Below are 14,194 nucleotides of genomic sequence, written 5' to 3' on the forward strand. Positions count from 1 at the left end.
ATAGAGGTGATAAATATGGAATATACAGCAGATTTAAAAATGGATCTAAAGGAAGTAAAAATAATTAGGGCATTGTTAGAGGTTGAGATCAAGAATAATAAACTTCAAATTGATTCCCTCAATGTTCTTGAATATAATAAGCTATTGAAAAAATTATTGAAGAAAATACAACTTGGAGAGATCAATATTTTGGAGGATTCATTAAGGTAACATCATTAAAATATAGGATAAATATTTCTTATAAAGTATAAAAAAAAAGGAGGGGTATAATGGAATCAAAAATAAATAAAGAAAATAATAAAAATGGCAAATTTATTACCTACTATGAAAACGGTAAGATAAAAGAAATAGAAAATTACAAAAATAATAAACTAGATGGTGAGTGGTTTTTTTACTATGAAAATGGACAACTCAGAGCTAAAGTACACTATAAAAATGGATTAGAAGTTGGAGAAACTACCCTCTATTTTGAAACAGGAGAAATAGAGGAAAAAACAAATTTTAAAGATGGTGATGAACATGGTGAAGCGATTGACTATTATAAAAATGGGAACATTAAATATAAAGGAAATTTTAAAAATGGATTAAAAAATGGTGGAAATATTTCCTATTATGAGAATGGACAACTCAAAAATAAATGGAATTATAAAGATGGAAAAGTTATTGATTAAAAACAAAAGTTCCTTAATAAGTAATTGGAACATTCATATTAAATATCCAAAGAAGGGCAAGTAGGTAAATTAAATCTATTTGTCCTTTTTTATTGTGCAACTATGGTTTTCAAGACTGTAATCAATTTCATATTAGGAATCTAACATGATTAAAATTTAAAATCGCTTAGAAACGAAATTAGAGAGTCCTAGAACCTACCAAAGATCAGTAGGAGACTATAAAAGTTTCAGTTTCTATGAAATTAAAAAAAGGAACAATCTATTTCAAATCCGGGAAAAAATGGAGAAAGGCAGCAGCAGGATCTACTGTCTATGGATGTATAATTTATAGAGATTACATTGAACTAACGGAATTTGAAAAATCCTATGAATATGAAAGAAGGAGTGTTGAATTAACACTCCTTCTTTCAACTAACCACAGACTTTACAAGCATAATATGTGTTACCTATTTGTGCAGTAGCTTTTTTTACAGGACTTGCGATATTCTGAGCTTCTAGCTCAAAATAATTAGAATGAGGTCTATTTCTACACCCTAGATGATGAACTTGATATTTATCGTCATCTTTTTCTTTATTTGCAATTTTATTTTTTTAAAATTTTCAATACAAGTCGAGTAATATAATTAATCTTTTTTTAGATTATTATATATTTTATTTGTTTCTTTTAATAAAGTTTCTATATCTGAATAAAATTTTTCTATGTTTATATCGACATCTTTATTAAATAAATCATTATAATAATTTTTACCTGCGTTTACTAATTTATAATATATTTTTTCACCTTTTTCTGTTAAATATAAATTATAATATCTTTTATCATTTTGATTTTTTTCTTTTATTACGATATCTTTTTTAATTAATATATTTACAAATCTTGTTACGACAGATTTATCCATATAAATTCTTTTGCTTATTTCATTTAAAGATATTCCCTCATTATTAAAAATTTCAACTATAATAGGATAATTACCAGATGATATATCTAATTCTTTTAAATAATGATTTAATATAGAAGATTGTTTTCTATAAAGTAATGCAATATCTTTTACTATTTTTCTTTTTATATTCACTTTTCCAACTCCCCTAAATTTTTTGTAATTCTTTTATATTATTTAATTTTAATTCTTTTATTTTTTTAGCGGACATAACAATGACAATTATATCTAAAAAGATAAATGAAAATATCATAATAGATGATATCATTACAGCTCTTAAATGAGCCTTATACAGTATAGCACCGCTAGTATTTAAATATAAAGTTAATGGTATTATAGTTGCATTTATTAAAGTTACTTTTTCATATCTTTTTTTTACATCCCCATATACTACATCTTTAACCAGATACATATAAAAAGCAGTTAAAAAAATTATTAACAATATAAAATTTCCTACTTTAGCAAACAAAATAAAACTAAATATACTTGCCATTGTACATGCTAAAGAATGGATTTTTATATTCTTTTTTGCTCTAATTATCATTCTACTATAATTAAAATCTCTATATAATCCAGCTAATGTAATATAAGCAAAAAATGCAAATCTCCATTCAAATAACATAGAAAGATTTAAAAATAATAGAAATATTAGAGCATGTAAATATATATGATTTTTAGGTACACTAATTTTTGTATATGGTTTACTTATTACATCTTCAGCTTCAGAAGGAAATATTTTATATATAATAAATATTAATATAAAAATTATACCTAATTGGACCATGTTCTGTAAAAAAGATTCATCATAATGAAGTTCTATATAACTACCTTTTATAGTAAATAGTAAATAATAAAATAAAAAATAATATATATGTACTGTTTTATAATTAAAAGCAAACAAATTTAATACTCCACAAAATATTATATAAGAAAAAAGATTAGCTACAATAGGTGAACCATATAAAAATTCAGCTACAAATAAACCAATTATACCACCTATAGCCATGTACAACATTTTCGATATTATATCTTTAGGATCATACTTTTTCATTCCTAATATTAAAGATGTTGGAAATATACCTATTATAACAGTACTACTAAATAAATTATGTAAAATATGAGCTAAAACAATACCAGATACAGTACTACAAACCAATCTACAATAATAATTTTTATTTTCTTTTTCTAATGTCATAATTTTACCTCTAATAAATATAGTTTATAAAACTTGATATTTTTAACCATAAAATAGAAATAAATGATAATATTTTATGATTTTTATTTAATATTACAACTGCTGATTTTGATCCACTGCTTATATTAGCATTATCTGGAATTTTTTCATCTAATATCAATTTTACTCTTACTCTTCCACTTGGCCTTATCCATCGTGTATTTTCATCTATTTTATATAGATCCTTAGAATTAGTATATCCAGAATCTAATATTGATGTTGTTCGTTCTATATGACCTTTAAATAACTTATCTGGGATAGCATCAAAAATGATAAGTGCTTTTTGTTTAAATTCCATATTTATTAAACTTTTTTCCATATAATCGACGTACACATTAAAATTATTTTTATTATAAATATATCCATATGTAGAATTATTAGATATCATTTTGCCAATTGAAAACTGATGCATTGATATAATTCCATTTATTGGTGATCTTATTACAGTATCAGTTAAATCTTTATTAGCTCTTACTATTTTACTTTTAAGAGCTAATAAAACATTATTTTTATCTTTTGAATTATCTCCTCTTTCTTTTTCTAATCCTATGATATACTCTTTTGATATTTTAACTTCTTCAATAGCATTATTATAATCTACTTCATATTTTTCAAATTCTGATTTTGATATTAATTTTTCAAAATATAATTGTTTAAACCTATAATAATCTAATTTTATCTTTTTTAAAATAGTTTTATTTTGATTTAATTGTCTTTTTGCCTGTAATATTTTTGAATTTGAAACCTCTATATTGTCTAAAGCTTTACGATATTGAGCATTTAAATCATTTATATTTTCTATATATTTTATACTATCTATTTCAAATATTGGATCTCCTTTTTTTACAAATTCATTATCTTTTACATATATTTTTGTGACTTTACCACTTAAATTTGATGAAATTGGTGTTAAATTATATTCTATAAAAGATCTTCCAGAATAAGGTGTATAGTAAGATAATAAAGATGATATTATAAATATAAATATCATTAATAATACTAAGATTATATAACCTTTTTTCATTTCTTTTAAAATTTTTAACATTTTATCACTCCTAAATAATTTATTTTCTGTAATTCTATACTAAAACAGTTTACTAGTCAACTAATTTTGTTTGAAGTTAAATAATTATTATGTGATAAATATATCCAAAAAATAAAAAAAGCTGAAGAACTAATCCAGCTTTTCTTGTAGAATCATAGAATTCATTTTCAGTTAAATCTTTTTTTAAAATTAAAAATAATAAAATATTCTTGACTTTTATTTTAAAACGTTATAGAATTCAGTTGTCCAATGATTGGATGACCAATGGAAGTTTGATGTTGTACAAAATTTTAAGTGTTAATGAATTAAGGAGGAAAAATTATGGAATCAAATACAATAAGTTTAAAAAATAATAAAAAAGTTCTTACGTTACATTCAACATTAGTCATTTTAGGAATTATTTTTGTTTCTTTTAACCTGAGAGCGCCGATTACTTCAATTGGGCCAATTATAAGTTTAATTAAAGGAGAATATCTTTTAAATAACAGTATGGCGGGATTTATTACCACATTACCATTAGTAGCTTTTGCTGTATTTTCACCATTTGTTTCTAAGATCAGTCATAAATTTGGTCATGGATTAACAATGTTTGGAGGACTACTTTTGATAGTTGCAGGAGAATTAATTCGATCATATACAGGTTGTTTCGGGTTATTTTTAGGAACTGCTCTTATGGGAATCGGAATTGCAATAGGGAATGTACTATTACCTAGTGTTATAAAACATAAATTTTCAAATAATGTAGGAATAATAACAAGTGTTTATACTACAAGTATGTGTATTTTTGCGGCTATTGGAGCTGGTGTAAGTGTCCCTTTAACAACTACTTTTGGGTTAACCTGGAGAAACAGTTTAGGAATATGGATAATATTAACATTGATAACAGCAGTAGTATGGCTTCCTCAATTAAGGAAAACAGAAGGTTTTAGTAATAATGACGATTTAGCTACTCAAGCTCAATTGAAAGGTAAGTCTATATGGAAATCACCATTAGCTTGGTGGGTTACATTGTTTATGGGAACGCAGTCACTATTATTTTATTCCCTTGTTGCATGGTTACCTTCAATAATTGAATCAAAAGGAATGAGTGGTGAATTTGCAGGATCAATGGCATTATTATTTCAATTAGTAGGTCTACCTGCAACTCTTATAATACCAATTATTGCAGATAAATTTAAACATCAAAAATTAATTGCGAGTATTATTTCAGCAATATATCTAATTGGAATGGTTTTACTTTTATTTGCAGGAAGTGAAGTTTCAATCATTGTTTCATTGGTATTTGTAGGTTTAGGTATGGGAGGATCGATCAGTCTTTCTATTGTATTTATATCACTTCGTACTCCTCATGCAAAAAAGGCAGCAGAGCTTTCAGGAATGGCTCAGTCAGCAGGGTATCTCCTTGCAGCATTAGGACCACTATTAATAGGATTTTTATTTGACCTTACTAAATCATGGGAGATTCCCATTATTATATTTATATTAGCTGTTTTACTTTTAATATATTTTGGAATACAAGCAGGAAGAGACGAAGTTACTCATCATTAAAATTGTTATAAAAGGAGTAATTGTATATGAAAAATTTTGGATTAATTTTGGAAGGCGGTGGAACTAGAGGGGTTTATACTGCAGGAGTTTTAGATGCTTTTTTGGAATATAACATAGAAATTCCATATGTAATCGGGGTATCTATCGGTGCATATAATGGAGCAGCTTATATTGCTAAACAAAAAAAAAGAAATTATAAAGTTTATACAGAGTATGTAAATGATGACAGATTCATTAATTTTAAAAGGTTGATTAGAGGAAAATATATAATGAATGCTAAATTTGTTTTTGATTTTGTTAATAGAGATAAATATCCTTTTAACTATGAAAAATTTTTTAAAAGCAAAAAAAATTTTATAAGTGTGAGTACAGATTGTCTAACAGGTCAACCAGTCTATTTTGAAAAAAATAAATATCATCCAAGTGAAGTTGACGATATTATAAGATCCTCTTGTTCATTACCATTTCTTACAGAAACTGTGAAATATAAAGATCATATTTTTTTGGATGGTGGAATCTCTGATTCTATTCCAATTAGAAAAGCTATTGCAGACGGAAATAAAAAAATAATAGTTATTCTTACCCATCCAAAAGGGTTTGAAGAAAGGCAGGGATGGTATCACAAGATTTCTTCTATTTGGTATCGGAAATATCCTAATTTGACTAAAACTATAAAAAATAGGTACAAACACTATAATGAATCATTACAAATTTTAGAGCTGTTAGAAAAAGTAGGAAGAGCTTATGTTATAAGGCCTAGAGAAATGAGTTCTTCTATAATTGAGCATGATTTAAAAAAATTAGATAAGTATTATAAAACAGGATGGATTCAAGTAAAAGAAGAGATAAAAAGTATAAAAGAATTTTTAAATAATTAAATTAATTAAATATAAGATGGAGGTTATTATGAAAAGTTCAAAGTACAAAATATTCGAAAAATTATTAGAGATAGCAGATATTAAATTAGATGGAGACAGACCCTGGGATATTAAAATTAAAGATGAAGAAACTTTTGATAGAGTGATAGCAGGTGGTTCACTTGGGTTTGGAGAAGCATACATGGATAATTTATGGGAATGTGAATCTATTGATGAGATGATAAATCGTGTATTAAGAGCTCAAATTGATAAAAAATTGTCAGGAAAACAAAAACTTCAGTTAGGGGGACAAAAATTAAAACAATTAATCAATCCTCAGAGTATTTTAAGAGTTAAAAAAGATGTCCCTTTTCATTATGATTTAGGAAATGATATATTTGAATCTATGTTAGACAAGTATATGACATATACTTGTGCTTATTTTAAAGACACTGAAAATTTAGATGAAGCTCAAGAAAAAAAATTAGATTTGGTTTGTAAAAAAATGGGACTTAAACCAGGAATGAGAGTATTGGATATTGGTTGTGGTTGGGGGTCATTTATGAAATATGCAGCTGAGCACTATGGAGTAATATGTGATGGACTCACTTTATCTAAAGAGCAAAAAAAATTAGGAGAAGTAAAATGTAAAGGTTTAACCGTTAATTTTATTTTACAGGATTATAGAGAATTTGATCCAATTGGAAAATATGATAGAGTTGTTTCTATTGGTATGATCGAGCATGTAGGTCCATTAAATTATAAAGAATTTTTTGAATGTGCTGACAATTTCTTAAAAAACGATGGATTATTCCTATTGCATACAATAGGAGGTATTGAATCTCATGCATCTAATCAAGGAGATCCTTGGATTAAAAAATATATATTTCCAAATGGAATAATACCTTCAATTTCTCAATTAGGTCAAGCGATGGAGAAAAAATTTAATTTAGAAGATTTACATAATATAGGTGAAAATTACGATAAAACATTAGTTGAGTGGAATAAAAATTTCGAAGCCAGATGGGATAATTTAAAAGATAAATATGGTGACAAATTTTATAGAATGTGGAGATATTATTTATTAAGTTGTGCAGGAGCATTTAGATCTAGAGATTTAAATACTTGGCAATTAGTACTTTCTAAAATTGGGAGAGAAACACCAGAATTTTCTAGGGTAGTATAGAATCAATACTTTATTCTCCTTTTATTTTATTCTATATATAAAATCCTACAATGATTGGACTATTATGGAAAAAATTATATTAGGACAAATTGTGTAAATAAGAAATGTCGTTAACTTTTGCTGCCAAAACAAATTTTAAATGAAACAGAAAATATCATTAAAAACGGAACATTTCAAATATGGGTTAAAATTTCATCTTAACCAGATTGGGTAAAAATGTTTAGTATCATTAAAAATATAGTTCGTGAGACAATTCAATCACTTATTAAAGCAGATGTAGAATTCTATATAGTTATCGCTGAAGCTTCTCATTATGTTGATTTATATTAAATTTAATAAAGTTAGTATTAATAGGTATTAAAGGAGGTTTATGTTAAATTTAGAAATGATAGAGTATCTGTTGAGAAATAAAGAAAAAATAGTAATGTGTCCAAATTGTGGTAAGGTAGATAGAATTAAAAATATGATAAAGAATCATTTTGATAATTGTAAGCAACAACCAATACCAAGTATTTATAAGTCTAAAACATATGTTTACGAAAGAAAAATGAAGTTATTAGATAAAAAAATTATGTGTGAAACTTGTAAAAGTAAAGATGATATTTATATTATTAATATAAATGGAAAACTTAAAGATAATTCACCATCTAATCTAAAATGTTTATGTGAAAGTTGCAATTTGAATTTAAGGAAAAAGAAAAAAGAACATTTAAATATAGTTGAATGTCCTCATTGTGGCAAAAAAGGCAATAAACCAATTATGACGAGATGGCATTTTGATAATTGTAAATCAAAGTTAAAAAATAAAGCAGCTCTAAAAAATCTATAAATAAAATATAAAGAAGTGGTTTCATTAGTTTTTTTACTAATTAAACTTTAAACTTGCTTATCTATTCATGATTAATAACAACAAAAGATTACCAGAATCTTATTACAAGCAAATTAATTTAAGTGCCTTTGACTTTTTAGTCTTATCATTAAGTTGGTAAAACGAAAATACTTCTTCTTAAATATTTTAGCTATTTTGACACTTAGTTTAACAACAAGATGTCAACGGACATTAATTAAAGGAATTTAATATGTTTTTATGTTATCAGAGAAAATTAATAAAAGGTGATTAAAAATGAAAAGAAAAGGGAAGTGTATAAAATGATGCAATTTGATCTAAGAAAAGAAATAAATCATTTAAATTATAAAGGAGTAAGCTTTATGATAATTCGATGTCATAATAGTATTGTAATTAAATGTAATAAAGATAACAGTAAAAATATAATAATGTTTGATAGTGATATGACCGCTACAAAAAAAAGAGAACGCATCAAAGAAACTATAATGGAGTGGTTCTAATTAATAAATAGGAGTGGTTGAATATGAGGGTTTTAAAAGAAGTAGCAAATAAAAAAGAATTTATTAAATATGTAAAAGAATATAGCCGCAATCCATTTTTATTTGCAAAATTTAATTTTAAAGAAGAATTTGATGTAGTCAATGTAATATTAAATGAATTAAGTTGCCCTTTAAGTTTGTGTCCTGATGTAAAAAAAGATAAAAATGGAAATGAAATATGGATAGATTATATATTTATAGACTGTATTTTAGGAAATTATTCCGATTATAATAATAAATTATTAAAAATCAAAAAAAAATTTAACAAATATACAGCTAACTAATATTAGGAAATTATTAAAAAAAATATTTCCAAATGGAATAATACCTTCAATTTCTCAATTAGGACAAGGTATGGAGAAAAAATTTAATTTAGAAGAAATAATTGGCAATTAGTGTTTTCTAAAATTGGAAGAGAAAATCCAAATTTTTCTAGAATAGTCTGATATTAATATTTTATTGACTTTTATTTTTTTTTATTATAGAATTGTCCAATGATTGGGTCATTAAAAAATAAATTATATTAGGAGGATTTATGAAAATAAAAAAACCCGTTAAAATTTCACTGCCAAAACAAATTTCAAATGAAATAGAAAATGCCATTAAAAATGGGACATTAAAAATAGGAGATAAAATTCCATCTGAACCAGATTTGGTAAAAACCTTTGGTGTTAGTAGAAATACGATTCGTGAGGCAATTCAATCACTTATTCAAGCAGGTGTTTTAGAATCACGTCAAGGAAATGGGACCTATGTAATGTCATTGGGAAGGTTTGAAGCAAACATTTTAAATAGATTAAATAATTCAAATATACGTGAAGTAAATGAAGTTCGTTTTTCTCTAGAAACAGAGATTGTTAAGTTTGCAGCACAGAGAAGGACAGAAGATGATTTGATAAAATTAAGGGAAACTTTAAAAAATAGACACTCCGTTAAAGAATCAATAAAAGAAAATAGTAAAGCAGATGTAGAATTTCATATGGCTATTGCTGAAGCTTGTCATAATACAATATTTATTGATCTCTATAGGTCAATATCGCAATTTATTTCTAATTCTATAGAACAAAGGGGAGAATTTAAAGAACTCAATGAGGAATTTGATAAATTACATATAGAATTATTTGAAGCAATAGAATTAAAGGATTCAAAAAAAGCTGAAGAAATTATTACTAAAATTTTAACTATATAAATTACATAAAAAGTTTTATAAGGCCTTAGATAGGGCGTAATAGCCTTGAAATACTAAATAAAATAAAAAAGCATACAAAATCTGATATCATAGGAATTGATTAAGAAATTTATGATGAGGTTTTGTATGCATAAAGATAATATCATTAATTTATTAAAATTAGAAGAACTATACCTGAATTCTCTAGAGCAGTAATGAGTAAGAAATCAACTATGAATAGTTAAGTCTTAATTTCTAAAAAAAATTTTTTATTAAAATTTCATACCACAAAGAGAATAGTAATACCTCTTTCCTTCGTCTCCCTAAAATGCTTACTATAATTGAATTGATTTCTTTCAAAATAAGAACTCAAAGGCTAATTAAACTAATTAATAGGTAGTCAAAGCTATAAAAAAATTAAAACTCTGCAGTATTAGTGTATTTTGTACTTAACAATCTAAAAATATTTATAGGATATTTAAAATAAATAAGAAAGGAGGGTGTGATAAGAACCCTATATACTTATCATACAAGGTAAAAATGGAATTTAAAATACATAAAATTATTAATTTTATATTAGGAGTAATCATGTTGAGTATAGGTATTATTCTTATCGTTAAAGCTAACTTAGGGATGTCGGTATTAACATCTCTAGCCTATGTTTTTAGTCAAAGATTTCAAAGTATAACTTTTGGTCAGTGGACTTACCTAACTCAATTGATAGTAGTTATAGTTACTGTTTTTATAATGAAAAAATTAAAGATGAGATATATATTCTCTTTTGGCGTAGCTGTTATATTTGGTGAAGCTATTGATTTATCAAATTTTTTATTAAGAAATATGACACTAACAACATTCCCTCAAGAAGTAGCGGTATATGTTTTAGGTTCTCTAATCTGTGCTAAAGGAATAATATTTTTTGCTAAAAGTGAGCTACCTGTTTTACCCTTTGATAATGTTGTTAAAGAACTTTCAATATCAAAACAAATCAAACTAGGAAATGTAAAACTGGGGTTTGACTGTATAATGTTCATTCTTTCTTTAGTATTTTCTTTTACATTTTTTAGAGAACTCAGAGGAATATACTGGGGTACTCTAGTCTCAGCTCTTTTGATGGGTCCTATGATTCGTTTGATCATGCCAGTAAGGGATAAGTATATTAAAGATGTAGGATTGGAAAGTGTTAAATTTCATGCGATGTTAGAGATGGATCTTTTAAAAAAATTAAACCAAAAAAAAGTGTAGCTTGGATATAAAGATTAAAAAGGTTTTGTGAAAAATAATAAACTTTTAATTATAAATTGGACTATTTCTCAAGGACTTCTTAACGACACTAAGAAAAAAATAACTTGAATTCATAAAAGATGATTTCTGTATTATACAGGAGTCATTTTTTTTATGTCTGATTTTGTTGATTCGTTGGTGTTAGTATAGAAATTGGACAATCGTATTTTCGTTTGATATGATAAAATCGAATAGAAAAGAGGAGGTCTAGTATGGCAAATGAGCGATTTAGTGATGAGGTAAAAGAAACCATAGTTAGATTGTATAACAATGGTAACGGTAAGGAGATAAAAGACTTAGCAATTGAATATGATGTGCCACAATCAACAGTTAGATACTGGGTAGTAGGTAAGAAAAAAAAGAGCTGAAAAGAATAAATTGAAAAATGAATCTCATTCAGAGTTAGAACAGATAAAAAAAGAAATGAAAAAATTAAAAGAAGAGAATGATATCTTAAAAAAGGCTATAACCATATTCGCCAAAAACTAAGTAATGAACAATGTCAAACTATGATCACTGAATTATCTAGAGTTCATCCAATAAGTAAGTTGACAAAGTAACGAGAATATACAAATTATGAAGAAGCAAATAAAATTAATAATTATAAATATAAAAAATCTTTAAAGGTACTATATGTTGAAATTAGAGATGAATTAGAAAAAAAGGTATAAAAGTTAATAGAATGTCTAAAATGCCTAGAAATGAACTTATGGATGTTGTAAAGAAACATAATATTAAAATAAATGATCTTATATAAAAAGTAAGTATAAAATTATATGTTGTAAAGGTGAAATATAAATAAAATTATAAAGATAGATTTATGATATTTTACTAACCTTTTGAAAATAAACCCAATAAAATCAACCTTAAAAGGACACCTAAACTTTAGTGTCCTTTTATTTAACACTTTTTCGATTTTTGTTTGCGATAATCTTTTAAATTTGTCCGTGTTTTTCCTATTTTCTTCAAGTTTTTCATTCCTAGCATAATATTTAACCCAGAAGATATGATATAATTAAGTAATAGAAAAGTTTCATATTAAAGAGGTGAGAACAATAAGAGAGATTTTAAATAAAATTAAAAAATTAGAAGGTATAGAGTTGAAAGAATATTTGATAAATATAGAGGAGAATTATCAAATCGAACTGAAAAAATCTAAAAATAGCTTCCCAAAGGAAGCGTTAGAAAGTTATTCAGCCTTTGCCAATACAGATGGCGGACTCCTAATTTTAGGTATAGAGGAAACTTCTACAGGACTAAATATTTCAGGAGTAAAAAGCCCGGATAAGGTAAAAAAAGAAATGTTTGATATTTTGAATAATTCTCAAAAAGTTAGCAAAAATATTATCACAGATCAAAATATCGTTGAAAAAATCATAGACGATAAAGTTGTAATCATCATAGATGTCCCCAAAGCTTATTATAAAGATAAGCCAGTTTACTTAAACAACAATCCCAAGACTACTTTCAAAAGGAACTATGAGGGAGATTACAGGTGTACAGAACAAGAGATGATTATAATGATCCAGGATTCCAGTAATGAATCTTTGGATAACAGTTTACTGGAGAATTTTACCATTGATGATTTAGATCCAGAAGCAATAAGATCTTACAGACAAAGGTTTTCCCTCCTAAAATCGGAACATCCATTTACAGGGCTGAGTGACCAGGATTTTTTAATTAAACTAAAAGTTCTTAGGAAAAACAGAAGAACCAATACCTTGGAATTAACTTTAGGTGGCTTATTGGTTTTTGGAAAATCAGAGGCTATAAAAGAGAGGTTGCCGCATTTCCACGTAGAATACATAGACAAAAGTGATTTAAGTCATGAAAGGTGGAGCGACCGACTTGTATATGATGGTACTTGGGAAGATAATCTATATAATTTTTTCTATTTGGCAATAAATAGAATCTATAATAATTTGGAAAAAAACTTTAAAATTTTAGAAGATAACATTACCAGGGAAGAATTAAGTGAAGTTCATATAGCTCTAAGAGAAGCATTTATTAATTCAATAATTCACGCTAACTTTGAGTTAGAACAGCCAATTAAAGTAACTAAATATCCTAACTACTTTCAATTTGAAAATCCAGGGACCTTGAGAATTTCCAAGGAAGACTTTTTCGAAGGAGAACATTCTGACCCAAGAAATCATATTATTCAAGAAATTTTTAGACACTTAAATTTATGTGAAAGAGCCGGCAGCGGGATTCCTAAGATCTTAAAAGCTGTAAAAGATTATTCATATAAGCATCCAGACATTGAGGAAGATAAAGATAAATTTACTTTTAAATTCTGGAATATAGAAAAAATTGAGGATGGTAAAAAACAAATTGAATCTTTAGATGACCTAAATAAGATAGAAAAAGATCTTCTGATATATTTACTTACCAATAAAACTATCAGCAATAAAGATGTTCAAGAGAACTTTCACCTAACTAAAAATCAAACGACTAAACTTTTTAATAAACTAGTAGAAAAAAAATATATAAAAAAACTAGGAATAGGAAGAGGAACTTTTTATAAGATAGCAATAGACTTTTAACCTTGAATTAGGAGTAATAAAGTTTCTAAAAATTAATAATTTATTGAATTATAGGAGCGTAAATAATTTTTTAGGAGCGAAAAGGAGCTTTTCAGGACCAATGAAATCCTTGAAAAATAAAGAGTTTTAGAACTATAGGAGCGAAAAGAATCTTTTTAGGAGCGTAAATTTTATTTTAGGATCAAAAAAGATTTAAATAATGATATCCCCCTGGATTTGTTCCTGGGGGTCTTTTTTTAAAATCCTTCCCCACCCCTCCTAGATAGAATCTCCTATTCATCCCATTTTGCCTTTATATCCTGCCTTTTTTTATAGTTATAGACTTCTATTTAAA

Annotated in this window: 16 protein-coding genes; 13 read left to right on the forward strand and 3 right to left on the reverse strand. The window is 26.0% G+C overall.

What is annotated here, in order from left to right; translation table 11 throughout:
- The first annotated feature begins 15 nt into the window (after nucleotides 1-15).
- From K337_RS0114195 to K337_RS0114205, 3 genes are all read left to right on the forward strand, one after another.
- Nucleotides 16-210 carry a hypothetical protein gene (locus K337_RS0114195; protein WP_028857188.1) on the forward strand — a complete coding sequence of 65 codons (195 nt, stop codon included), beginning with the start codon at nucleotides 16-18 and terminating at the stop codon, nucleotides 208-210.
- Between the two features lie 59 nt (nucleotides 211-269).
- Complete coding sequence (locus K337_RS18615) at nucleotides 270-671, forward strand: toxin-antitoxin system YwqK family antitoxin (RefSeq protein WP_051251802.1); 402 nt, start codon at nucleotides 270-272, stop codon at nucleotides 669-671.
- A 236-nt stretch (nucleotides 672-907) separates the two neighbouring features.
- Nucleotides 908-1,132 (forward strand): hypothetical protein, encoded by a 225-nt coding sequence (locus K337_RS0114205; protein WP_028857189.1) that lies wholly within the window; start codon nucleotides 908-910, stop codon nucleotides 1,130-1,132.
- Nucleotides 1,133-1,294: 162 nt separating this feature from the next.
- Here the strand turns inward: K337_RS0114205 and K337_RS18620 are convergent, their stop codons facing one another.
- From K337_RS18620 to K337_RS0114220, 3 genes are read right to left on the reverse strand one after another with little or no spacing between them, the layout of a single operon-like run.
- On the reverse strand, nucleotides 1,295-1,741 hold the full coding sequence (locus tag K337_RS18620) for a MarR family winged helix-turn-helix transcriptional regulator (RefSeq protein WP_051251803.1): 447 nt from the start codon (nucleotides 1,739-1,741) through the stop codon (nucleotides 1,295-1,297).
- 13 nt (nucleotides 1,742-1,754) lie between these two features.
- Nucleotides 1,755-2,801 (reverse strand): hypothetical protein, encoded by a 1,047-nt coding sequence (locus K337_RS0114215; protein ID WP_028857190.1) that lies wholly within the window; start codon nucleotides 2,799-2,801, stop codon nucleotides 1,755-1,757.
- Between the two features lie 10 nt (nucleotides 2,802-2,811).
- A complete protein-coding gene (locus K337_RS0114220) occupies nucleotides 2,812-3,885 on the reverse strand; it encodes an HlyD family secretion protein (protein WP_028857191.1) in 1,074 nt (357 codons plus the stop codon).
- 321 nt (nucleotides 3,886-4,206) lie between these two features.
- On the opposite strand from K337_RS0114220, the gene K337_RS0114225 reads away from it, so the two are divergent.
- The 10 genes from K337_RS0114225 (at nucleotide 4,207) to K337_RS18630 (ending at nucleotide 13,860) form a co-directional block, all read left to right on the forward strand.
- Nucleotides 4,207-5,433: a CynX/NimT family MFS transporter gene (locus K337_RS0114225; protein ID WP_037029953.1), complete on the forward strand. Its 1,227-nt coding sequence runs from the start codon at nucleotides 4,207-4,209 to the stop codon at nucleotides 5,431-5,433.
- Between the two features lie 26 nt (nucleotides 5,434-5,459).
- On the forward strand, nucleotides 5,460-6,311 hold the full coding sequence (locus K337_RS0114230; protein WP_028857193.1) for a patatin-like phospholipase family protein: 852 nt from the start codon (nucleotides 5,460-5,462) through the stop codon (nucleotides 6,309-6,311).
- A 28-nt stretch (nucleotides 6,312-6,339) separates the two neighbouring features.
- Nucleotides 6,340-7,476, forward strand: a complete 1,137-nt coding sequence (gene cfa / locus K337_RS0114235) for a cyclopropane fatty acyl phospholipid synthase (RefSeq protein ID WP_028857194.1) — start codon at nucleotides 6,340-6,342, stop codon at nucleotides 7,474-7,476.
- Between the two features lie 370 nt (nucleotides 7,477-7,846).
- Nucleotides 7,847-8,305, forward strand: a complete 459-nt coding sequence (locus K337_RS0114240) for a hypothetical protein (protein ID WP_028857195.1) — start codon at nucleotides 7,847-7,849, stop codon at nucleotides 8,303-8,305.
- Between the two features lie 380 nt (nucleotides 8,306-8,685).
- Nucleotides 8,686-8,823: a hypothetical protein gene (locus tag K337_RS0114245; protein ID WP_156877393.1), complete on the forward strand. Its 138-nt coding sequence runs from the start codon at nucleotides 8,686-8,688 to the stop codon at nucleotides 8,821-8,823.
- A 23-nt stretch (nucleotides 8,824-8,846) separates the two neighbouring features.
- Nucleotides 8,847-9,146, forward strand: coding sequence for a hypothetical protein (locus K337_RS0114250; protein ID WP_028857197.1), 300 nt, complete (start codon nucleotides 8,847-8,849; stop codon nucleotides 9,144-9,146).
- A gap of 251 nt (nucleotides 9,147-9,397) precedes the next feature.
- The gene (locus K337_RS0114255) at nucleotides 9,398-10,051 is read left to right on the forward strand and encodes a FadR/GntR family transcriptional regulator (protein WP_028857198.1); all 654 of its coding nucleotides are present in this window, start codon (nucleotides 9,398-9,400) and stop codon (nucleotides 10,049-10,051) included.
- Between the two features lie 519 nt (nucleotides 10,052-10,570).
- On the forward strand, nucleotides 10,571-11,275 hold the full coding sequence (locus K337_RS0114260; RefSeq protein WP_156877394.1) for a YczE/YyaS/YitT family protein: 705 nt from the start codon (nucleotides 10,571-10,573) through the stop codon (nucleotides 11,273-11,275).
- Between the two features lie 251 nt (nucleotides 11,276-11,526).
- Complete coding sequence (locus tag K337_RS19655; RefSeq protein ID WP_084140908.1) at nucleotides 11,527-11,682, forward strand: transposase; 156 nt, start codon at nucleotides 11,527-11,529, stop codon at nucleotides 11,680-11,682.
- Between the two features lie 678 nt (nucleotides 11,683-12,360).
- Nucleotides 12,361-13,860, forward strand: coding sequence for an ATP-binding protein (locus tag K337_RS18630; RefSeq protein ID WP_084140909.1), 1,500 nt, complete (start codon nucleotides 12,361-12,363; stop codon nucleotides 13,858-13,860).
- The last annotated feature ends 334 nt before the right edge of the window (nucleotides 13,861-14,194 follow it).

The sequence above is a fragment of the Psychrilyobacter atlanticus DSM 19335 genome, from assembly GCF_000426625.1.
Lineage (GTDB): Bacteria > Fusobacteriota > Fusobacteriia > Fusobacteriales > Fusobacteriaceae > Psychrilyobacter > Psychrilyobacter atlanticus.

Excerpts from the sequence above, each read along its gene's own strand:
- K337_RS0114195 (WP_028857188.1), top strand. The coding sequence starts at position 16 with ATGGAATATACAGCAGATTTAAAAATGGATCTAAAGGAAGTAAAAATA.
- K337_RS18615 (WP_051251802.1), top strand. The coding sequence starts at position 270 with ATGGAATCAAAAATAAATAAAGAAAATAATAAAAATGGCAAATTTATT.
- K337_RS0114205 (WP_028857189.1), top strand. The coding sequence starts at position 908 with ATGAAATTAAAAAAAGGAACAATCTATTTCAAATCCGGGAAAAAATGG.
- K337_RS0114215 (WP_028857190.1), bottom strand. The coding sequence starts at position 2,801 with ATGACATTAGAAAAAGAAAATAAAAATTATTATTGTAGATTGGTTTGT.
- K337_RS0114220 (WP_028857191.1), bottom strand. The coding sequence starts at position 3,885 with ATGTTAAAAATTTTAAAAGAAATGAAAAAAGGTTATATAATCTTAGTA.
- K337_RS0114225 (WP_037029953.1), top strand. The coding sequence starts at position 4,207 with ATGGAATCAAATACAATAAGTTTAAAAAATAATAAAAAAGTTCTTACG.
- K337_RS0114230 (WP_028857193.1), top strand. The coding sequence starts at position 5,460 with ATGAAAAATTTTGGATTAATTTTGGAAGGCGGTGGAACTAGAGGGGTT.
- cfa (WP_028857194.1), top strand. The coding sequence starts at position 6,340 with ATGAAAAGTTCAAAGTACAAAATATTCGAAAAATTATTAGAGATAGCA.
- K337_RS0114240 (WP_028857195.1), top strand. The coding sequence starts at position 7,847 with ATGTTAAATTTAGAAATGATAGAGTATCTGTTGAGAAATAAAGAAAAA.
- K337_RS0114245 (WP_156877393.1), top strand. The coding sequence starts at position 8,686 with ATGATAATTCGATGTCATAATAGTATTGTAATTAAATGTAATAAAGAT.
- K337_RS0114250 (WP_028857197.1), top strand. The coding sequence starts at position 8,847 with ATGAGGGTTTTAAAAGAAGTAGCAAATAAAAAAGAATTTATTAAATAT.
- K337_RS0114255 (WP_028857198.1), top strand. The coding sequence starts at position 9,398 with ATGAAAATAAAAAAACCCGTTAAAATTTCACTGCCAAAACAAATTTCA.
- K337_RS0114260 (WP_156877394.1), top strand. The coding sequence starts at position 10,571 with ATGGAATTTAAAATACATAAAATTATTAATTTTATATTAGGAGTAATC.
- K337_RS19655 (WP_084140908.1), top strand. The coding sequence starts at position 11,527 with ATGGCAAATGAGCGATTTAGTGATGAGGTAAAAGAAACCATAGTTAGA.